17 protein-coding genes and 2 pseudogenes are annotated in these 20,456 nt (G+C 36.7%); all 19 read right to left on the minus strand.

Annotation, left to right across the window (positions count from 1 at the left end; translation table 11 throughout):
- Nucleotides 1-419: 419 nt before the first annotated feature.
- Nucleotides 420-1,286: a 2-oxoacid:ferredoxin oxidoreductase subunit beta gene (locus MHB74_RS18440; RefSeq protein ID WP_000190158.1), complete on the minus strand. Its 867-nt coding sequence runs from the start codon at nucleotides 1,284-1,286 to the stop codon at nucleotides 420-422.
- Entirely contained in the window at nucleotides 1,273-3,030 is a 1,758-nt protein-coding gene (locus MHB74_RS18445; protein ID WP_000625416.1) for a 2-oxoacid:acceptor oxidoreductase subunit alpha, read from the minus strand. The genes MHB74_RS18440 and MHB74_RS18445 overlap by 14 nt, the downstream gene beginning before the upstream one ends.
- A 227-nt stretch (nucleotides 3,031-3,257) precedes the next feature.
- Nucleotides 3,258-4,181, minus strand: coding sequence for a dipeptidase (locus tag MHB74_RS18450; protein WP_061678179.1), 924 nt, complete (start codon nucleotides 4,179-4,181; stop codon nucleotides 3,258-3,260).
- 58 nt (nucleotides 4,182-4,239) lie between these two features.
- Nucleotides 4,240-4,500, minus strand: coding sequence for a stage V sporulation protein SpoVS (spoVS, locus tag MHB74_RS18455; protein WP_000404341.1), 261 nt, complete (start codon nucleotides 4,498-4,500; stop codon nucleotides 4,240-4,242).
- A 149-nt stretch (nucleotides 4,501-4,649) separates the two neighbouring features.
- The gene (locus MHB74_RS18460) at nucleotides 4,650-5,444 is read right to left on the minus strand and encodes a TIGR00282 family metallophosphoesterase (RefSeq protein ID WP_001221093.1); all 795 of its coding nucleotides are present in this window, start codon (nucleotides 5,442-5,444) and stop codon (nucleotides 4,650-4,652) included.
- A gap of 144 nt (nucleotides 5,445-5,588) precedes the next feature.
- Nucleotides 5,589-7,154, minus strand: a complete 1,566-nt coding sequence (gene rny / locus MHB74_RS18465) for a ribonuclease Y (RefSeq protein ID WP_016086643.1) — start codon at nucleotides 7,152-7,154, stop codon at nucleotides 5,589-5,591.
- Between the two features lie 481 nt (nucleotides 7,155-7,635).
- Nucleotides 7,636-8,058, minus strand: a pseudogene (locus MHB74_RS18470) (recombinase RecA); the annotation flags it as partial.
- Nucleotides 8,059-8,385: 327 nt separating this feature from the next.
- Nucleotides 8,386-8,994, minus strand: a pseudogene (gene recA / locus MHB74_RS18475) (recombinase RecA); the annotation flags it as partial.
- A 144-nt stretch (nucleotides 8,995-9,138) separates the two neighbouring features.
- The gene (gene cinA, locus MHB74_RS18480) at nucleotides 9,139-10,377 is read right to left on the minus strand and encodes a competence/damage-inducible protein CinA (RefSeq protein ID WP_061678180.1); all 1,239 of its coding nucleotides are present in this window, start codon (nucleotides 10,375-10,377) and stop codon (nucleotides 9,139-9,141) included.
- A gap of 20 nt (nucleotides 10,378-10,397) precedes the next feature.
- Nucleotides 10,398-10,976: a CDP-diacylglycerol--glycerol-3-phosphate 3-phosphatidyltransferase gene (gene pgsA, locus MHB74_RS18485; RefSeq protein ID WP_001052972.1), complete on the minus strand. Its 579-nt coding sequence runs from the start codon at nucleotides 10,974-10,976 to the stop codon at nucleotides 10,398-10,400.
- A 63-nt stretch (nucleotides 10,977-11,039) separates the two neighbouring features.
- Nucleotides 11,040-11,951, minus strand: a complete 912-nt coding sequence (locus tag MHB74_RS18490) for a helix-turn-helix domain-containing protein (RefSeq protein ID WP_061678181.1) — start codon at nucleotides 11,949-11,951, stop codon at nucleotides 11,040-11,042.
- A 21-nt stretch (nucleotides 11,952-11,972) separates the two neighbouring features.
- On the minus strand, nucleotides 11,973-12,758 hold the full coding sequence (locus tag MHB74_RS18495; protein ID WP_000574107.1) for a DUF3388 domain-containing protein: 786 nt from the start codon (nucleotides 12,756-12,758) through the stop codon (nucleotides 11,973-11,975).
- Between the two features lie 139 nt (nucleotides 12,759-12,897).
- Entirely contained in the window at nucleotides 12,898-13,146 is a 249-nt protein-coding gene (locus MHB74_RS18500; protein WP_000114455.1) for a DUF3243 domain-containing protein, read from the minus strand.
- Nucleotides 13,147-13,221: 75 nt separating this feature from the next.
- Nucleotides 13,222-13,935, minus strand: a complete 714-nt coding sequence (gene ymfI, locus MHB74_RS18505; protein WP_061678182.1) for an elongation factor P 5-aminopentanone reductase — start codon at nucleotides 13,933-13,935, stop codon at nucleotides 13,222-13,224.
- A 103-nt stretch (nucleotides 13,936-14,038) separates the two neighbouring features.
- Nucleotides 14,039-15,325, minus strand: coding sequence for an EF-P 5-aminopentanol modification-associated protein YfmH (gene yfmH / locus MHB74_RS18510; protein ID WP_061678183.1), 1,287 nt, complete (start codon nucleotides 15,323-15,325; stop codon nucleotides 14,039-14,041).
- On the minus strand, nucleotides 15,326-16,600 hold the full coding sequence (gene yfmF, locus MHB74_RS18515) for an EF-P 5-aminopentanol modification-associated protein YfmF (RefSeq protein ID WP_061678184.1): 1,275 nt from the start codon (nucleotides 16,598-16,600) through the stop codon (nucleotides 15,326-15,328).
- 199 nt (nucleotides 16,601-16,799) lie between these two features.
- Nucleotides 16,800-17,759, minus strand: a complete 960-nt coding sequence (locus MHB74_RS18520; RefSeq protein WP_000008857.1) for an ABC transporter permease — start codon at nucleotides 17,757-17,759, stop codon at nucleotides 16,800-16,802.
- Nucleotides 17,760-18,818, minus strand: coding sequence for an ABC transporter permease (locus MHB74_RS18525; protein ID WP_001085261.1), 1,059 nt, complete (start codon nucleotides 18,816-18,818; stop codon nucleotides 17,760-17,762). It lies immediately after the preceding gene.
- A complete protein-coding gene (locus tag MHB74_RS18530; RefSeq protein ID WP_000456925.1) occupies nucleotides 18,811-20,343 on the minus strand; it encodes an ABC transporter ATP-binding protein in 1,533 nt (510 codons plus the stop codon). Before MHB74_RS18530 ends, MHB74_RS18525 begins: the two co-directional genes overlap by 8 nt.
- Nucleotides 20,344-20,456: the final 113 nt, after the last annotated feature.

Consider the following 20,456-nt stretch of genomic DNA (forward strand, 5'->3'; position numbering starts at 1 on the left):
CTTTCACCCTTAACTATACACACTCTATAGTCCATTTTAATGCGCTTTGACTCACCTCAAAAATGGTTAGATAGCTTGAGAGATAACTTGTCCTTTGAAACTTGAGTAGTCAATCTAATCATTCATAAAAATGAAGTCTTCCCCACACACAAATAGACATTCCCTTTTAATATTTCTTTTTGTCCTACCCAAAAGCATATTGCTTTATCCTTATAAACATTACCATAGTATGAAGCGTTTCGCCAATTTTAACAAGAAAGATGCTCTGTTTGGATCTTACATTTCATAAGCAATGAACTCACCATTTTCATACAACGATTTATATATTATTTTACCATTCTGAATTTTCTAAGTAAATAAGACTATCCTATATTTTCTTATAAAAAAAGGCTGCCACATGGCAACCTCCTCTTCTTATATTACATAAATTCAGCAACAAGTTCATCAAACATTTTCTGATCCATGTTTAAATCAGCTTGCACTAAAGGCTTCTCACTATAACCTTTTACAAGTTCTTGGTATGAAGGTTGCGCTGTATTTTGATAAATTAAACCTGTTACTAATCCGTTATTTTCCATTAACGTTTGCATAGCCATCATGCGATTAGATGGATCATATCCCTCTACTGTACTTAGTTTTGTTAAATTCTCTTTAAACCAATCGTAAGTATTTACTTTATTGTAAGTAACACATGGGCTGTATACGTTAATTAATGAAAAACCTTTATGGTTAATACCAGCTTCAATAATTTGTGTTAATTCTTTCAAATCACTTGAAAAGCTTTGCGCCACAAATGTCGCACCAGCTGTTAAAGCCATTTCCATAACATTTAGTGATGGCTCAATTGAACCTTGTGGTGTGCTCTTCGTTTTAAATCCAGCTTCACTACGTGGTGAAGTTTGCCCTTTTGTTAATCCGTAAATTTGGTTATCCATTACGATGTACGTAATGTCGATGTTACGACGAATAGAATGGATTGTATGTCCCATACCAATCGCAAATCCATCACCATCGCCACCTGATGCGATAACTGTTAAATCACGATTTGCCATTTTTACACCTTGTGCAATTGGAAGGGCACGACCATGAATACTATGCACACCATATGAATTAATATAACCTGAAATACGACCTGAACAGCCGATACCAGAAATAACAGCAAGTTCATCTGGATTTAAGCCAACGTTAGCTGCCGCACGTTGAATTGCAGCTTGCACCGAGAAGTCTCCGCAACCTGGGCACCAGTTTGGTTTTACACTGTTACGAAAGTCCTTAAATGTTGCCATTTAATACAACCCCTTTTTTGCATTCGTTGTAAATCTCTTTCGGCAAGAATGGGTTCCCATCATATTTTAAAAGACTAGAAATTTTCTCACCGTTACCAAGATTCATTTTCATAATGTTAGCAAGCTGACCTGTTGCGTTGTTTTCTACCACTACAACACGCTTCGCATTTTTCACAAGTGGATCGATTTCAGCTGTTGGGAACGGGTGAATTAAACGCACATGAGCATGGTTTACTTTCATACCCTCTTGTTCTAAGCGCTCCATTGCTTCTTCGATCGCGCCACGAGTTGAGTTAAATCCAACAAGCAATACGTCTGCTTCTTCATGCTTAACATTTTTATAAACAGGGGTATTAAACTTCAAGTTCTCCATTTTACGGAAACGTTTGTCCATTTGATTTTTACGGTTTATAGCTGATTCAGATGGTTTACCAGTTTCATCATGTTCTACACCTGTAACATGGTGAACACCATTTTTCATACCAGGTAAAACACGTGGTGAAACGCCATCTTCTGTTACTTCATAACGCTTGAAGTATGCTTTATTTTCACGTTCTGGTAATTCCGCTTCTAAATCAAGCTTACCGCGACGAATTTCCACTTTATCTAAAGTAAGCGGTTCTACCGTTTGTTTCCCTAAAGAAAGCTGTAAATCCGTTAAGAAAATAACAGGAACTTGATATTCTTCAGCTAGGTTAAATGCTTCTACAATATCATAGAAAGCTTCTTCAACTGTACTTGGCGCCATTACGATTTTTGGAATCTCACCGTGCGTACCGTAAATCATCGCCATTAAATCAGACTGCTCTTGTTTCGTTGGTAATCCTGTACTTGGACCACCACGTTGTGTATCAACAATTACTAATGGTGTTTCTGTAATACCTGCTAAACCAATCGCTTCCATCATTAAAGATAGACCCGGACCAGCAGATGCAGTTAATGTACGAACACCAGCATAGTTTGCACCGATTGCCATTGTACAAGCTGCGATTTCATCCTCAGTTTGGATTACTGTCCCGCCAACTTTTGGCAATTTTTTAATTAAGTATTCCATAATTTCAGATGCAGGTGTAATTGGATATGCAGACATAAAGCGAGCACCACCAGCTACGGCACCAAATGCGATTGCATCGTTTCCAATCATAAACATACGTTTCTTACCATCAGCTTTTTCAAGCTGCATCATGTTTACTTTTTCACCTAGCAATTCTTTCATATATTGAGAGCCGCGCTTAATTGCGTCCATATTCTTTTGAACAACTTGCTCTCCTTTACGACCAAAGATCTCTTCAACAACATCTAGATAAGCTGTTTCATCTAATCCTAATACCGCACTTGATGCCCCAACAGCAACCATGTTTTTCATTAATGATGTGCCTAATTCTGAAGCAATATCTGTAAACGGTATCACATATAGATTTACATCTGTATTATCAGGTATTGTCGGATTAAATTTCGCATCCGCAACTACAATTCCACCTGGACGTAGTTCGTGGAAGTTAAAATCAATAGTTTCTTGATCAAAAGCAATTAAAATATCTAAATCATCTGAGATCGCGCGTACTTCTGTTGTACTTACACGAATTTTATTATTTGTATGGCCGCCTTTAATACGTGATGAGAAGTGGCGGTAACCGTATAGGTAATACCCTAATCGGTTTAATGCAATACAGAAGATTTCTCCTGTACTTTCAATTCCTTCACCTTGTTGGCCTCCAACTTTCCATGAAAGTTGACTAATCATCTCCTACACCCCTTTTGGCTGCATTCATTGTAGTGTATTTTTTTACAGTAATAGTTTAGCATTTTTTATACAAATAAACTACAACGGACGCAAATTATGCCTCTTCTGATTTCCCTGAATCTTTAGTATAAAGCTATTTTGTTTTTCATTCTAGTATTAGGTCTTAAAAAAAGCAATAATATCAAATGAATTAATTCTAATTTTTCTGGATTTTTAAAACAAAAATCTTAAAAGCTTATACGTTCCACAAAATTATCATGTAAAAATCGTTCTACAGTAGATGCTGCATAGTGTTTACAAAGCTCATTTATTACATTTTCGTATTCTCTATACGCTGATACATTTACAACTGTTTCTAAAATCCCATCAAAATCCGAACCAAATCCTATATTGTTCTCTCCACCTAATGAACAAATATATTCGATATGGTTTACTATATCCGCTATATTCGCTTGTTTTTCACTTGTTAGAAACTGTGGTACAAAAGTAACACCAATCATGCTATTTCGCTTTATAAGAGCTCTAAGTTGTTCATCTTTTAAATTACGTGGATGCTGACAAAGTTTCATACAATTTGAATGGGAGGCAATAGGATTTTTTGCAATTTCTATCACATCCCAAAAGCTTCTTTCATTCAGATGAGACACATCAGTCCATACATGTAACGTATTAAGTTCTTGTACAACATGTTTACCAAAGGTCGTTAAACCCGCCCTACGTGTCTCTAGCGCACCATCAGCTAATAAATTGGCATAATTCCATGTTAGTCCAAAAGAACGTACTCCTAGACGATAAAACAACCGTAATTTCATTGCATCTTTTCCAATTGCTTCGCATCCTTCTAGTGTTAATATCGCTCCAATCTCGTCCTGTTTTAACACGTTAATATCATCTTTTGTCTGAATAAACTTCACACCCGGTAATGATAAAATTTCATTATAAAAAATATCGACCATCTGTAATGCTACTTCAAAACGTTTTTCATATAGCACCGTTTCTGGCACATATACAGCAAAACATTGTATACTCCCTTTTCTTTTCTTTAATTGTTCAAATGTAATATGTAATTGCGGATCGTTTTTAAAATTCTTTTTCCCCTGTGCACTCCATAACTGAAAGAGTACATCACAATGAGCATCAAAAATTTTCATTTCCATTCCTCCATTATAAAAACAACCTGTTTGCATACTGCAAACAGGTTGTTTAAACTTAACGAGGTTCTACAATTAATTTTATTGCTGTACGCTCTTCCCCATCAATCATAATATCCGTGAACGCTGGGATACAAATCAGGTCCAAACCACTAGGCGCTACAAATCCTCTTGCAATTGCTACTGCCTTTACCGCTTGGTTCAATGCACCTGCACCAATGGCTTGAATTTCTGCTGTTCCGCGTTCGCGAATAACACCTGCAAGTGCACCAGCTACAGAATTAGGGACCGACGTTGCTTTAACTTTTAATATTTCCATTCCGCGTTTCCTCCTCGTTTCTATAAAAAGTATTAGCAATTATTTCACTTTAACTTATATTCACGAGGAATGACGCGTATTCCTGCTAAATTTCTGTAATTTTTCTAAAAAATTAAAAAATAATAACTTTTCTAATTTTTACCTAGAAATTACTCAAAAAATGGTTGATCATCATTAATTAAGATACGCTGAATTTTCTTAGCTTTTCCTGTATTCGGATCCACATCAACTAGCACTGCACTTAATTGTGTTCTACCACTTGTCACTTCAAATCGTACTGGTAAGTTTGTTAAAAACTTCTTCAATACTGCTTCTCGATCCATACCTAAAATTCCATCGTAAGGCCCTGTCATACCAACATCTGTGATATATGCCGTTCCGCTTGGTAAAATACGATTATCTGCTGTAGGAACATGTGTATGTGTACCTACTACTGCTGTAGCACGACCATCTACATACCAACCTAACGCTTGTTTTTCACTTGTAGTTTCCGCATGAAAATCAATAAAGATAATATTCGTACGTTTTTTTGCAATGTTTATTAATTCATCCACTTTACGGAATGGGCAATCAATTGGAGGAAGGAATGTACGTCCTTGTAAGTTAATAACTGCAACTTCTGTTCCATTACAGTTCACAAAGATAAGCCCTTTTCCTGGAGTTCCTTCTGGGAAGTTAGCTGGTCTTGCAAGATATTTTGCATCATCAATAAATTCAAATACTTCACGGTTATCCCAAGCGTGGTTTCCAAGTGTAACCGCTTGTGCCCCGCATTCTAAAAAGTTTCGATATATTTTTTCCGTAATTCCACGTCCACCTGCTGCATTTTCTCCATTAATAATGGTTACTGTAGGTGTATATTTTTTCTTTAATGCCGGTACGTATTGTTGAATCATACCTCTACCAGGAGATCCTACTACATCCCCAACAAATAATATTCTCATATGTCTTACCCTTCCTATGTACTACATTTTTTATTACTATAGCTTCAAGTGATTCCCTTACAATAAAGTTTGTTTCACTTGTATGCTAATTTCCTTTATTTTAACCAATTCCAACACAAAAAAATAAAGTGGTGTTTCACCACTTTATTTTGCGTATTCCACTGCACGTGTTTCACGAATAACAGTTACTTTAATATGTCCTGGGTAATCCAGTTCATTTTCAATACGTTTTCGAATATCACGAGCTAAACGATGAGCTTCTAAATCATCAATTGTATCTGGTTTTACCAGAATACGAACTTCTCGTCCTGCTTGAATTGCGAAAGATTTTTCTACGCCTTCATAAGACTCTGAAATTTCTTCTAACTTTTCAAGACGACGAATATAGTTTTCAAGCGTTTCACTACGAGCTCCAGGTCTTGCAGCTGATAATGCATCTGCTGCTGCAACTAAAACTGCAATGATAGAAGTTGGTTCTGTGTCCCCATGGTGAGATGCAATACTGTTTATAACTACAGGATGCTCTTTATATTTCGTTGCGAGTTCGACACCAATTTCAACGTGGCTACCTTCTACTTCATGGTCAATCGCTTTACCGATATCATGTAATAGACCAGCACGTCTTGCTAGTTTTTCATCCTCACCAAGCTCTGCTGCCATAAGTCCAGTTAAATATGCAACTTCCATAGAGTGTTTTAAGACGTTTTGTCCGTAACTTGTACGGTACTTTAAACGACCTAAAATCTTAATTAAATCTGGATGTAAACCGTGAACACCCACTTCAAACGTTGTTTGCTCTCCGACTTCGCGAATATACTCGTCCACTTCACGTCTTGATTTTTCGACCATTTCTTCAATACGTGCTGGGTGAATACGTCCGTCCTGTACTAGTTTATCAAGAGCGATACGAGCTGTTTCACGACGAATTGGATCGAATCCAGAAAGGATAACCGCTTCTGGTGTATCATCGATAATTAGGTCAATACCTGTTAACGTCTCTAACGTACGAATATTTCGACCTTCACGTCCGATAATACGTCCCTTCATTTCGTCATTTGGAAGATTTACAACCGAAACGGTTGTTTCAGCAACATGATCAGCTGCACATCTTTGCATTGCAAGAGATAAGATTTCTTTTGCTTTCTTATCCGCTTCTTCTTTCGCACGAACTTCACTTTCTTTTACCATTACGGCAATTTCATGAGAAACTTCACTTTCTACTTTACCAAGAATAATTGCTTTCGCTTGTTCGCGTGTCAGATTGGAAATGCGCTCTAATTCTGTTTGTTGCTTTTGAACTAACTCTCCCACTTTGCTTTCCAACTCTTCAATCTGTTGTTGTCTCGCTACAAGAGAATCCTCTTTCTTTTCTAACTGTAGCTCGCGTTTATCGAGCGTCTCGTCTTTACGATCAAGGTTCTCTTCTTTTTGCATTAAACGATTTTCTTGTTTTTGTAATTCGCTTCTACGGTCACGAATTTCTAATTCAGCTTCTGTACGAAGTGTATGAATTTCATCCTTTGCTTCTAAAAGCGCTTCTTTCTTAAGTGCTTCAGCCTCACGATTCGCTTCGTCTATAATACGTTTCGCTTCATTAGCTGCACCATTAATCTTCGCTTCAGCAATAGACTTTCGAACAAAAAAGCCAACAACTGCACCGACTGTTGCAAGCAAAATGGAGATGAGTATCCAAACTGTAGTACTACTCATGATTTCACCTCCCCTTGCTATGAATGAAAAAAGACTGTCGGCATGTACATTGAATACCAACATACAGCAAAGACCGTCGCCCCACTTTTTTAAGGGACTTTCTTCATTTCACAATTAAAATGTCATATTATTATTTCGGCAAGATTTAAGTCTTACTCCGAATATTACTTCTCTTCTTGAGAAGAGTGTTTCGTATATAAGAAAAAATATACATTCTCATTGTATCTATCGCAATTTTCATTGTCAAGCGTTGTCTACTTTTACTTTCTTTACCTTCAGCCCTAATTCATATATGAATTTAAAAAGCAGACAGCATATTATCCTGGAAAACCTTAGTAAATTCCAGTTTATTCATATAAAACATGCATATATTCCTCTTTATACATAGCCTTTTAAGCAGATTAAATATTTTTTCGCCAACGATATACAACGCTTTCATAATAATAAAAAATAAAAGACACGGTCCCGTGTCTTTTATTTTTTAATCTTGAAGATTTGAATCTTCCGTGTCTTCCACACCAGAGTCTTCACCAATTCCGTGATGATCACGAACAAAGAATGCAATTTCTTCTCTTAAATCCGTATTCTCTTTTAAGAATTGCTTCGAATTTTCACGACCTTGTCCTAAACGCTCTTCATTATAAGAGTACCAAGCACCACTCTTTTGAACGATATCAAGTTCGGAAGCCATATCTAAGATTTCACCTTCTCTTGAAATACCTTCTCCATACATAATATCAACTTCAGCAACACGGAATGGTGGTGCTACTTTATTCTTAACTACTTTTACTTTCGTTTTATTACCAACGATGTCGTTACCTTGCTTTAATTGCTCCGCACGACGTACTTCAAGACGAACTGTTGAATAGAATTTCAACGCACGACCACCTGGAGTTGTTTCTGGCACTATCTATAGATTTTCCATCTCTATAGTCCGGACTATCTCTTCATCTCTTTACAGAGAGCCTTGCACTTCCAGCAGTAGCCTATCATCTGCCGTACCCTACTCAGTTAACTAAAAGTCCTTTTCGGTAGTCTCTACACCTTCCCCATATAAATATGAAGCTTGGCACGGTATTACCCTAAATAATGGTGGGCTTCACCGTTAGCAACTATATGAATAGTTACACCCTTAGGCAATAAGGTTCACAAGGTTTTTTAACATGCTATCACTAGCAAGGGAAACCCATGGTAAACTCCTTAATCTTTACGATTAAGCAACTTGTAGTTGATTTCCGAACATAACCCCAACTTTTTCACGAATTTGGTTAATAAAGATTGCGATTGTTTTTGATTTATTAATTGCACCTGAAAGTTTACGAAGTGCTTGAGACATTAAACGAGCTTGTAAACCTACGTGTGAGTCACCCATGTCTCCTTCAATCTCAGCTTTCGGTACAAGAGCCGCTACAGAGTCAATTACAATAATATCAACCGCGCCACTTCGTACAAGTGCTTCTGCGATTTCTAGTCCTTGCTCCCCTGTATCAGGTTGTGATAATAGTAATTCATCTATGTTAACGCCTAATTTTTGTGCATATACAGGATCCATCGCATGCTCCGCATCAATGAACGCCGCTTGTCCACCTTGACGCTGTACTTCAGCGATTGCGTGTAATGAAACTGTTGTTTTACCTGAACTTTCAGGTCCGTAAATTTCAATAATACGGCCACGTGGGTATCCGCCTACCCCTAGTGCCACATCAAGTGCTAAAGAACCACTTGAAATTGTAGAAACTCTACGCTCCGCTTGTTCTCCTAATTTCATAATTGAACCTTTACCGAATTGCTTCTCTATTTGTTTTAACGCCATATCTAATGCCGCTTGACGATCACTCATTCAAAATTCCTCCTTAACTGAATTGCTAATCTTATTATACCTATTTTCAATTCAATTTGCCAACAAAAATCGAACATTTATTCGTTTTTTTTATTTTCCATTAAATAAAACTGCATTTAAGCATTAAAAAAAGCTAGAAGAGACTCACATCTCTTCTAGCTTTTTATATAAATGATAAAATCCATATTTCGCCGAACGTTCCCTGATTTGTTGACGACTTCCACTTAAATTAAGAGGAAAGACTACAGTTGGTTCATCCTTCATCGCCAATCCAACGAATACTGTTCCCGGCTCTTTATGTTCTGAAGCATCCGGTCCTGCTACCCCAGTGAAACTAATGCCGATATCTGCTTTTAATAAACCCTTAACATTTTCAGCAAGATAACGAGCACATTCTTTACTTACTGCACCATCAGTAGACAACACTCCCTCAGATACATGTAAAACATGTTGCTTCACATCATTATGATAACAAATGACACCGCCTTTAAATACTGAAGACACACCAGCACTTTCTGTTACTTGATTCCCGAAGAGTCCACCGGTTAAACTTTCTGCACACGCTAAAGTTAATTCTTTTTTCTTCAATAACTCTATCGCCTTATCATGCAGAAACTCTTGATCATACCCGTAGAAAAATTCTCCTACTCTTTCTAAAATCAAATCTTCCATATGCTGAATGAGTTTCGCCGCTTCATCAGCATTTTGATGTTTGGCAGTTAAACGTAATGTCACTTCTCCATCATTCGCAAGGGGGGCGATTGTCGGATTCGTTTGTCCATCAATTAAATCTTGAACTTTCACTTCTAATTGAGATTCCCCAATCCCGAAGAAGCGAAGCACACGAGAATAAATGTTTTCTCCTGTTGTAAAGTTACGTAAAAAAGGCTCTACATAACTGTTATACATCGGCTTCATCTCTTTCGGTGGTCCTGGTAATAAAATATAAACTTTCCCGTTCTTATTTAACCCCATACCAGGTGCCATGCCGTGATCATTCGCAAATACAGTTGCTCCATCTAAAACGAGCGCCTGCTTTTTATTATTCTCTGTGAACTCACGACCTGTACGCTTAAAGTACTCGCTTATCGATGCTAATGCCTGTTCATCATACACTAGCTCTCCACCCAAACTAGAAGATATCGTTTCTTTCGTCAGATCATCTTTTGTCGGGCCTAATCCACCTGTGAAAATAAGTATGTCAGCACGTTCTTCCGCAACTTCAATCGCCTGCTGTAATCGCTTGTTATTATCTCCAACTACAGTATGGTAGTACACATTAATTCCAATTGAAGCTAACTTTTCAGATAAAAACTGGGCATTTGTATTTGCAATTTGTCCAAGCAATAATTCAGTTCCAACCGCAATAATTTCAGCATTCATCCCAATTCCCCCATAAACTTCTATTTTGAGTTTACAAAAGCAGCTCTATTTTTCCAGAAATAATCCCACCCTGAAATAACAGTAAAGAATAATGCAATCCATATAAAGATATCAGCAACTGGAATATGGATTAAATTTAAAGGTACATCGTGTAATAAATACGCTGCAATCGCAATAATCTGTGTCCACGTCTTAATTTTTCCTAACTGATTTGCCGCCACTACTTCTCCTGTTCCAGCAAGTACAAGGCGTAAACCTGTTACTGCAAACTCACGGCTTATAATTACAATAACGATCCAAGCAGGTACGTATTGCATCTCAACTAACGTGATAAGTGCTGCTGAAACAAGTAATTTATCAGCTAACGGATCAAGGAACTTCCCTAAATTCGTTACAAGATTATACTTTCTTGCGTAATATCCATCAATCCAATCTGTAGCCGAAGCAATAATAAAGATAAGTGCCCCTACTAAATGTTGAATTGGTAAATCAACATCACCAATTGTGTATGAACCCCAATCAAAGGGCGCTAACATAATTACCATAAAAATTGGAATTAAGAAGATTCTAGATATTGTAATTTTATTTGGTAAATTCACAGCTATTCCTCCATCATATCAAAAACATTTGTTCATTGAAAAAAGTCATCGAAGCGATGACTGTTATTGTGCAGGTTGCTCTATCCCTTGGTTTTTTATCACCAATCTTTGGTGAAGTTCTTTTTCTGGATCCAATGGATAAGCGACCACTTGGCCATTCAGTTTAACTTCAACATTCGTTGCATTTCCAATATTAAGTCGCACTTCTTTTATTGTTGATACATCATGTTTTTCTATTTGACCCTCTTGTACTGTAGTGTTTAAAATTACTTTACCAGTATCATCTTTAACATCTACATAACTCGCACCTTTACCCGATATTTCCAGTTCTAATGTTTTATTGTTATGAATTTCCAAAGTAGATACTTTACCGGCTGTTCCAACTACTTTCACTTCTTCTTTTCCAGTTGGTTGTGCTGGTTGTTCCTCTTTCTTTGGCTCTTCTTTCTTTGGTTCCTCTTTTTTCGGCTCTTCCGCTTTCACTTCATCTTTCTTCGTATCTAACGGAGAGTTTTCTGCTTTTTTAACCTCAATTTTCTCACTTTGAGCGTTCGGAACTTTTTCATCATCTTTTCCAGTTAACGCTTGGAAAACAAACCAAATCACCACTCCAAATGCGATTACTAACAACGCTACTAAAATTTTCGGCATATGATCTGCAATTGGCCATGATGAAGATTTTTGCATTGTTTCTTGTGTTTTTTGTCCTGTTGATACTTGTGGAACGTCGCGTTTTTCAGATTGTGGTATCGTACTCTGATATTCTACAAGCAGTTCCTCTCCATTTAATCCAACCGCATCTGCGTATTGTTTAATGAATGCACGCGCATAAAAAGCTCCTGGCAATACATCATAATTGCCTTCCTCAATCGCTACTAAATGGCGTTTTTGAATTTTTGTAACCTCATGCAGCTGATCAATAGACAAGCCTTTCGTTCCTCTTGCTTCTTTCAGCTTTTGTCCTAATTCTGTCACTACTAACACCTCAATATTTCTTTAAAAGTCAAACATAGAGAAATTATTTTGCGTACCTTGCTCAATTTCATCTACTAAATTATATTGAATTTCTTCATCATAATCGTTACGCAACTCGATAATATAATCAAAATCATCCAATGTGTATTCCGACTGACTCACAAATACGTCAGGATGTTCCACAACTTTCGTTGCAGGTAATCTCATAATTTCACGAACAAGCTGCCAATGCCTTTCGTTAGCACGCTTTGTTGACACGATTCCATCTAAGATGAAAATATTGTCGTCGCTATACTCATCTTCAATCAATTGACTACGAACAGTTTGCTTAATAAGAGTAGATGATACAAATAACCATCTTTTATTTGCACAAACACTTGCGGCAACAATGGATTCTGTTTTTCCGACACGAGGCATTCCTCGTATCCCGATTAGTTTATGACCTTCTTTTTTCATGATTTCAGCCATAAAGTCTACAAGTAATCCTAATTCATCACGTACAAATCGAAATGTCTTCTTATCATCTGCATCTCGTTGTATGTACCTACCATGTCTAACCGCTAGCTTATCTCTTAGCTTTGGCGGACGATATTTCGTTACCGTTATGTTATCCATCGTATTTAAAATTGATTCAAGTCTAGAGATTTGCTCTTGATTATCACACATAAGGAGTAATCCGCGTCGTGCATTATCTACACCATTAATTGTGACAATATTAATGCCGAGCATACCGATTAACGAAGAAACGTCACCAAGCAAGCCAGGTCGGTTTTTATGTATTTCGTATTCAAAATACCATTCAATCATCCAAGATCACTCCCCTTGCTTACTTTACACCTACGTACTATATTATATGATTTCACCTTAATAGGGAAGCTAAATGTATAATCTAACCCGCGTTATTATTATACAAAAAAAATAGAGAGGAGAATCTCCTCTCTATTTTTTACTTATGTTGTACAAACTTCACCATTAAGTTTGCGATTGTATGTTGCTCTTGTTCATCAGCAACTTTCCAAAGCTCAGACAATAATTTCTCTTGATCGTTGCGCGCTTCTACTTCATTTGCTAAATAATCTCCAACACGAAATGCCATATCTGATACAGCACCGCCATCAAGACCTTTTCCTGATGCCTGTTCTAATCTTTCTCCTAAAAAGCTCTTCCATTGATCAAAATTATCTAAAACTGACATGTGTAAGCACCTCACTACTTAGTAATAGAATCATGCTTAATTTGTACAGTTTTTTATTTTTTATGTAAGAAATTTTTAGCAATGCCAACCGCCGTTCACTCCGATAATTTGTCCCGTTATGTAAGATGCACCTGGCGATACGAGGAATGACACTGTTTTCGCTACTTCGTCTGGTAGTCCCAACCTGCCTAACGGAATCTCTTCAGCAATCCCATTCTTATCCTCTTCTGAAAATACGTTTAACATTTCCGTTTCAATTGCACCTGGCGCTACCGCATTCACTCTTACTCCACTTAATGATACTTCTTTTGCTAAAGCTTTAACATATGAATTTTGTGCACCTTTTACCATCGAGTAAAGCACTTCACATGATGCGCCAATTTGTCCCCATATAGACGAAATAAGTACAATATTGCCACTTCTCCGCTGAATCATAGATGGCAGTGCCTTTGATAATAATTTATAAATACTCTTCACTTGAAGTTCTACCATATAATTTAATTCATCGTTCGTTACATCTGTTACGAGTCCAAATATACTCTTCCCAGCTGCATATACGATAACATCAAGAGGCTGTTCAATTTGTTCCCACAATTGCTCTGCTCCATCAGCAGAAGCTAAATTGGCTTGAATGGGAATCACTTCACCCCATTCTTTCTGCAACTCATTCACTTTCTCTTCACTGTTATTATAATGAACATATACTGTATATCCATCTTGAATTAATTGTTTTGAAATAGCAGAGCCAATCCCTCCGCTCCCTCCAGTTACTAATGCATACTTTTTCATATAATTCCTCTCTTATCTCAACAAAATCTTTATCCTACAAATAAATAATACCCTCATCTTACAATTTATCAATGATAAGATGAGGGTATTATTATGAAACCTTTTATTTCTTCGGTAAAACCTGACAAACGCTCATTCTTTCTTCTGATAATAATGTTTTCGCTACTTCTTGTAAATCTTGAACAGTTAACCCTTCTAATACAGTTAATGCTTCAAACAGACTCGATTCATTAAATGCATATCGTGTAAACTGATTTGCAATATATTCCGGTGAATTCAAGGAGCGTAAAAAGCCACCTATTTTCTTTTTCTTTACTCGTTCTAATGCCGCCTCATCTAATTGATCATAATTTGTATTTAATAAAATACCTTTCAAACGCTCTTCCAGCTCATCAGGTTGCTTCGTATCGCCGCCAACCATTGCAAAACCGAAGTTATTCTCTTCCGTATAATCATACGAGAACGAATCGTCAATAAGCCCTTCGTTATATAAAGATTCGTAATGAACGGAGCTTTTTCCAAATAAATAATCTAAAAGTAACGTAAGCGCAATTTCTTGTTTTAAAAGAGCTCTCCCTTTTTCTTTTAAATTCGTCGCCTTAATACCGACTAAACATTTCGGTGTTTGTACAGGCATTGAAATAATTTTCTTCTTTTCATTTACCTCATTTGGTTCTTCTTCAAATGAACGTACAATTTCTGGTTGGTTTTTATAATCTTTTTTCGCTTGATTTTCACGTACTAAATCCATTGTTTTCTCTGGATCAATCGCACCCACAACAAATAGTAACATATTGCTCGGATGATAAAATGTTTCATAACATTCATACAATAGGTCTTTCGTAATTTTACTAATAGACTCGATTGTCCCTGCAATATCGATTTTAATTGGGTGCTTTACAAACAAGCTATCAATTAAACCGAAGTATAAACGCCAATCTGGATTATCTTGATACATTTGAATTTCTTGCCCAATAATCCCCTTCTCTTTTTCAACTGTTTTTTCAGAGAAGTAAGGCTCTTGTACGAAGTTTAGCAATGTATTTAAATTTTGTTCTACATTTGATGTACATGAAAAAAGGTAAGCTGTTCTTGTGAAAGATGTAAAAGCATTTGCCGATGCTCCTTGTTTGCTAAACAATTGGAAAGCATCATGATCTTCTTTTTCAAATAATTTATGCTCAAGAAAATGAGCAATTCCATCAGGCACACGAATCATTTCTTCTTTACCTAATGGTACGAATGTATTATCCATAGAACCATATTTTGTCGTAAACGTTGCAAATGTTTTATTAAATCCTTGCTTAGGTAAAATATATACATCTAATCCATTAGGAAGTTTTTCATAATAGAGTGTCTCTTTTAATTGCTCATAAACAATTTTCTCCATTTATTCTCCCTCCGTTCCTTGTAAAAAGTAAATTGTATCTAGTTCAATATTTTTAGCAACTTTCACAATCTCTTCTTTCGTCACACTTTCAATACCTGTAAGCCATTCTTCAACCGGACGCGTACGGTCTGAAATAATGCCATGATACAGCATTTCCACAAATCCGCGCGGTGTATCAATCGCCTCTAATATTTGATTTTGAATGACACTTTTCGTTTGATGCATCTCTTCTTCAGAAAAATCACCATTTTGCATCGCTAACATTTGTTCTTTAATAATCTCAACAGCTTTTTCATAATTTTTCGCTTCGATCCCTGACATGACAAACAATAAGCCTTTATGACTTTCAAAGCGGGATGCCGCATAGTACGCTAAACTATTTTTTTCACGGACGTTAACGAATAACTTCGAATGAGAAAATCCTCCAAACAATCCATTGAACAATTGCAGCGCAAAATAATCTTCATCTTTATACGTAATAAACGTACGATAGCCGATGTGTAATTTACTTTGCTTTAATTCTTGTTTTTCTACAACTTCTTTCTCTTCATTATTTCTCTTATGAAGAAGTACATTTCTTTCCCTCACAGGACGCTCCGAAATAGAAAAATACTTACTTACAAGATCCACTGCGTTTTCTGAAATATCACCAATAATGTATAGATCCATTTCATCTTCCGCTAACACTTTTTGATAATATTGATACAAACTTTCATTTGTAATAGAAGAAACACTCTCTTTTTTCCCATTTGCACTTAAACGATACGGTTCTACTTTACACATTTCTTCAATTAAACGCTCGTTTGCATAGCGCATTTTATCATCATACGTAGCTTCAATTCGTTGCAAGAGCGCTCTTTTTTCACTTTCTACGATAGAAGGTAGAAAACCGTTCCCTTCTGTCGCTGGATGTAAAACTATATCCGATAACATAGAAAGCGCTTTTTCAAATAACGGTGGTGCATCATGCAAATATACTTCATTTGCAATGTCCACATAAATAGAGATAATATGGTCTTCACCTTTTTTACTTACATCTACTGCCAAAGAAGATCCGTATAATTCTTCTAAATATTGACGAAGACGAATTACAGAAGGAAGCTTTTCTGTCGCACTTTGCAATACGTATGGCAATAGGGCACGCTCTGTCACCGTCTCCTCATTTAAAGGTGCTTTCAAACGAAATACAAAAGTATTTGTTTTATATTTATCTGTTGGAATAATATGTACTCGTAAACCACCTAACTCATGTAACTGTTGTTCCATTAGTTTCATTTATAGCCCTCCTTTGCGTATGTAGGAATATTCCTCTTCAATATACAGTTTTTAGAAATAAAAAATCAACTTTTCTTCCTCACTTTACTTACATTAGGCTCTTTCTAAAAACTTTCATTTGTAAGGAACATCGTAAAATTCCGTATTAAATATAGTCTATGTAAAAAAGCCCGCACTAATGTGCGAGCTTTTTTTATACTTATCGTTTTCCTTTTTCATAAGGTGTTCCTAATGCTTTCGGAGCTTCAGAACGACCTACAAAACCAACAAGTGCTAATATTGTAAATACATACGGTAATATCGTTAATAAAACACTCGGAATTTGATCTAATACAGGAATTGTTCCACCTGTTACACTTAACGATTGTGCAAAACCAAAGAATAGCGCTGCACCTAATGCACCTAGTGGATTCCACTTCCCAAAGATCATAGCAGCTAACGCTAAGAAACCTTGTCCAGTAATAGTTGCCCCTGAGAAGTTATTAGAAATTGACATTGCAAAAATTGCTCCACCAATTCCAGCAAACACACCTGATATACAAACACCAATATAGCGCATTTTATATACGTTAATCCCCATCGTATCAGCTGCCATTGGATGCTCACCAACCGCACGAAGACGCAGACCGAACGGTGTTTTATAAATAACATACCAAACAACGAATGCTAAAATAATAGCAATATACGACGTTATCGGTACGTTCGAGAAGAATATCTTCCCTAAAACCGGAATATCCGAAAGGCCTGGAATATCAATCTTTTCAATACGGTACTGAATAAAGTCAGTCTGTCCTTTATCAAAAATCTTCTTAATTGCAAATACCGTTAATCCAAGAGATAAGAAGTTAATCGCTACACCACTTACAACTTGATCCGCTCGGAATGTAATAGATGCTACCGCATGAAGTAATGCAAATAATCCACTACCAATTGCCGCAAATAATAACGCAATCCACGGAGTCATCGTTCCCCAAGTATCACCCATTAATAAGTTTGTAACAACTCCAATAAATGCACCAAATAGCATTAGTCCTTCTAACCCTATATTTACAACACCTGACCGTTCACTAAATACACCACCTAGTGCTGTAAAAATTATAGGTGCTGATGTATATAACGTACCCGTCACAAGAATGGCTAATATATCTAAAAAGCTCATTTATTTCCCCTCCTTGCTCATGCGTGTAAGCGCCCATCTTAACACATAACTACATGCAACAAAGAAGATGATACATGCAATAATCACATTAATTAGCTCTGATGGTACATCTGCCTCAAAGTTCATTTGAGGGGAAGCACTTTTCAAACCACCAAATAATAAAGCTGAAAGGATAATACCAAACGGATTATTCCCCCCAAGTAAGGCTACGGCAATCCCGTCAAATCCTACTCCTGTAAACGAAGACATTGCTGTCATACTTTGGAATGTTCCTAACCCTTCCATCGCTCCACCAATCCCCGCAAATGCACCAGCAATTGTCATAGAGAATACTACATTGCGAGAAACCTTCATACCAGCATATTGGGAAGCATGTTGATTAAATCCTACCGACTTTAATTCATACCCTAAAGTTGTTCGATCTAATAAGAACCACATTAAAATAGCGATTAAAATTGCTACAACAATTCCCCAGTGAAGGCGCGAACCATCAGTGATGGCAGCAAGCCAGTCTGAAGATAATGACGCACTCGCTTTGATGTCGTACGTTTTATCATTACCCTCATGCAAGAAACGCTTAATAATGTCATATGTTACGTATAACGCAATATAGTTCATCATAATTGTTACAATAACTTCATTAACTTGAAATTTCCCCTTTAAATACCCAGGGATGAAACCCCAAATTCCACCTACCAATGCTGCAAATAAAATAGATAACGGAATGTGAAGAACAGCTGGTAGCGAAACTGCATAACCGAACCAAACTGCTGCAAGCCAACCAACTAGTAATTGACCCTCTACCCCGATATTAAATAAACCTGTACGAAATGCAAACGCCACTGATAAGCCGGCAAGAATAAGCGGGATCATTGTACGAAGCGTTTCACCTATTGCACTTGGGCTACCGAACATTCCTGTCCAAAGTGCACTATAACCAACAATCGGATCATAGCCACTAACTAGCATTACAATTGCTCCGACAAGTAAGCCGAAAATAACGGATAGTACTGGGACTAAAATATTTATCGTTCGTTCTGTTAAAAGTTTTTTAGCCATTTGTACCCACCTGCTCCTTCTTTGTTCCTCCAGCCATTAACAATCCAAGCTGTTGTTCATTCGTTTCTTTCGCATCAACAATTGCTACAATTTTCCCTTCATAAATAACAGCAATTCGGTCACTAACATTTAAGATTTCATCTAACTCTAAAGATAAAAGTAATACACCTTTTCCTTTATCCCTCTGCTCTATTAATCTCTTATGAATAAATTCAATTGCTCCTACATCTAAACCACGTGTTGGCTGTGCCGCGATTAATAAATCTGGATCACGGTCTACTTCACGTGCAATAATTGCTTTTTGTTGATTCCCCCCAGATAAAGCGCGCGCTAACGTTTGCTCACTAGGTGTACGCACATCAAACTGTTCAATAAGTGCCTTTGCTTTTTCTGTAATTTTACTAAAATTTAAAATCCCTTTCTTTGAAAACGGATTTTTATAGTACGTTTGCAGCACTATATTATCTCTAACAGAAAAATCAAGAACAAGGCCGTGTTTATGACGATCTTCTGGAATATGACCAATTCCTTCTTCCGTTATCCTTCTAACAGGCCAATTTGTTATTTCTTTTCCTTTAATTGCAATAGAACCTGACTCAACTTTTCGTAAACCAGTAATTGCTTCTATCAATTCACTTTGTCCGTTTCCATCAATCCCTGCAATTCCAACAATTTCCCCCGCACGAACAGTTAAGTCAAGGCCTTTTACAGCAGGTAGTTGACGTGCATCGTGAACAACAAGATTTGCAATTGAAAGTACCTCTTCTTTTGGCTTCGCGTCTATTTTTTCTGTTTTAAAATTCACTTGACGTCCGACCATTAATTCTGCAAGTTTATTTTCATCCGTATTTGCAACGTCAACCGTTCCAATCCCTTTTCCTTTACGAATAATCGTACAACGATCGCAAACTTCCATAATTTCTTTCAACTTATGTGTAATAAGAACAATAGATTTTCCTTCTTGTACAAGCTTTTTCATAATTTGAATTAGCTCATGAATTTCTTGCGGTGTTAACACAGCTGTCGGTTCATCAAATATTAAAATTTCTGCACCACGGTAAAGTGTTTTTAAAATCTCAACACGCTGCTGCATACCAACTGAAATATCCTGTATTTTCGCATATGGATCTACAGCTAATCCGTATTGTTCAGACAGTTTTTGAATTTCTTTAGCAGCTTCCTCAACAGCAATTTTCCCTTTTTTCTTCGGTTCATTTCCGAGAATAATATTCTCTGTAACTGTAAAATTATGAACAAGCATAAAGTGCTGATGAACCATTCCAATACCAAGGTCATTTGCCACATTTGGATTGGTAATGTTTACAGACTTTCCTTTAATTTTAATTTCACCTTGTTCCGGTTGATACAAACCAAATAGTACATTCATCAATGTGGATTTCCCTGCACCATTTTCTCCAAGTAAAGCATGTATTTCTCCCTGCTTTACTTGCAGCGTAATATCATCATTCGCTACAATGCCTGGGAATACTTTCGTAATGTTATTCATCTCAATTACGTATTCCATTGTGTTCCTCCTTTTAACAGGGAACATTCCCCTATTACACTATTAACTTATTAAGCAATTTGGAAGTTTTATACATACAAAGGTTAGTTCTATGAACTAACCTTTGCTATTTC

Source organism: Bacillus sp. FSL K6-0069 (assembly GCF_038007785.1).
In the GTDB taxonomy this organism is placed as follows: domain Bacteria; phylum Bacillota; class Bacilli; order Bacillales; family Bacillaceae_G; genus Bacillus_A; species Bacillus_A mobilis.

Excerpts from the sequence above, each read along its gene's own strand:
- ymfI (WP_061678182.1), bottom strand. The coding sequence starts at position 13,935 with ATGAAAAAGTATGCATTAGTAACTGGAGGGAGCGGAGGGATTGGCTCT.
- MHB74_RS18525 (WP_001085261.1), bottom strand. The coding sequence starts at position 18,818 with ATGGCTAAAAAACTTTTAACAGAACGAACGATAAATATTTTAGTCCCA.
- MHB74_RS18500 (WP_000114455.1), bottom strand. The coding sequence starts at position 13,146 with ATGTCAGTTTTAGATAATTTTGATCAATGGAAGAGCTTTTTAGGAGAA.
- rny (WP_016086643.1), bottom strand. The coding sequence starts at position 7,154 with ATGAGTAGTACTACAGTTTGGATACTCATCTCCATTTTGCTTGCAACA.
- MHB74_RS18530 (WP_000456925.1), bottom strand. The coding sequence starts at position 20,343 with ATGGAATACGTAATTGAGATGAATAACATTACGAAAGTATTCCCAGGC.
- spoVS (WP_000404341.1), bottom strand. The coding sequence starts at position 4,500 with ATGGAAATATTAAAAGTTAAAGCAACGTCGGTCCCTAATTCTGTAGCT.
- MHB74_RS18440 (WP_000190158.1), bottom strand. The coding sequence starts at position 1,286 with ATGGCAACATTTAAGGACTTTCGTAACAGTGTAAAACCAAACTGGTGC.
- yfmF (WP_061678184.1), bottom strand. The coding sequence starts at position 16,600 with ATGAAACTAATGGAACAACAGTTACATGAGTTAGGTGGTTTACGAGTA.
- MHB74_RS18495 (WP_000574107.1), bottom strand. The coding sequence starts at position 12,758 with ATGATTGAATGGTATTTTGAATACGAAATACATAAAAACCGACCTGGC.
- MHB74_RS18445 (WP_000625416.1), bottom strand. The coding sequence starts at position 3,030 with ATGATTAGTCAACTTTCATGGAAAGTTGGAGGCCAACAAGGTGAAGGA.
- MHB74_RS18460 (WP_001221093.1), bottom strand. The coding sequence starts at position 5,444 with ATGAGAATATTATTTGTTGGGGATGTAGTAGGATCTCCTGGTAGAGGT.
- yfmH (WP_061678183.1), bottom strand. The coding sequence starts at position 15,325 with ATGGAGAAAATTGTTTATGAGCAATTAAAAGAGACACTCTATTATGAA.
- MHB74_RS18520 (WP_000008857.1), bottom strand. The coding sequence starts at position 17,759 with ATGAGCTTTTTAGATATATTAGCCATTCTTGTGACGGGTACGTTATAT.
- MHB74_RS18450 (WP_061678179.1), bottom strand. The coding sequence starts at position 4,181 with ATGAAAATTTTTGATGCTCATTGTGATGTACTCTTTCAGTTATGGAGT.
- cinA (WP_061678180.1), bottom strand. The coding sequence starts at position 10,377 with ATGAATGCTGAAATTATTGCGGTTGGAACTGAATTATTGCTTGGACAA.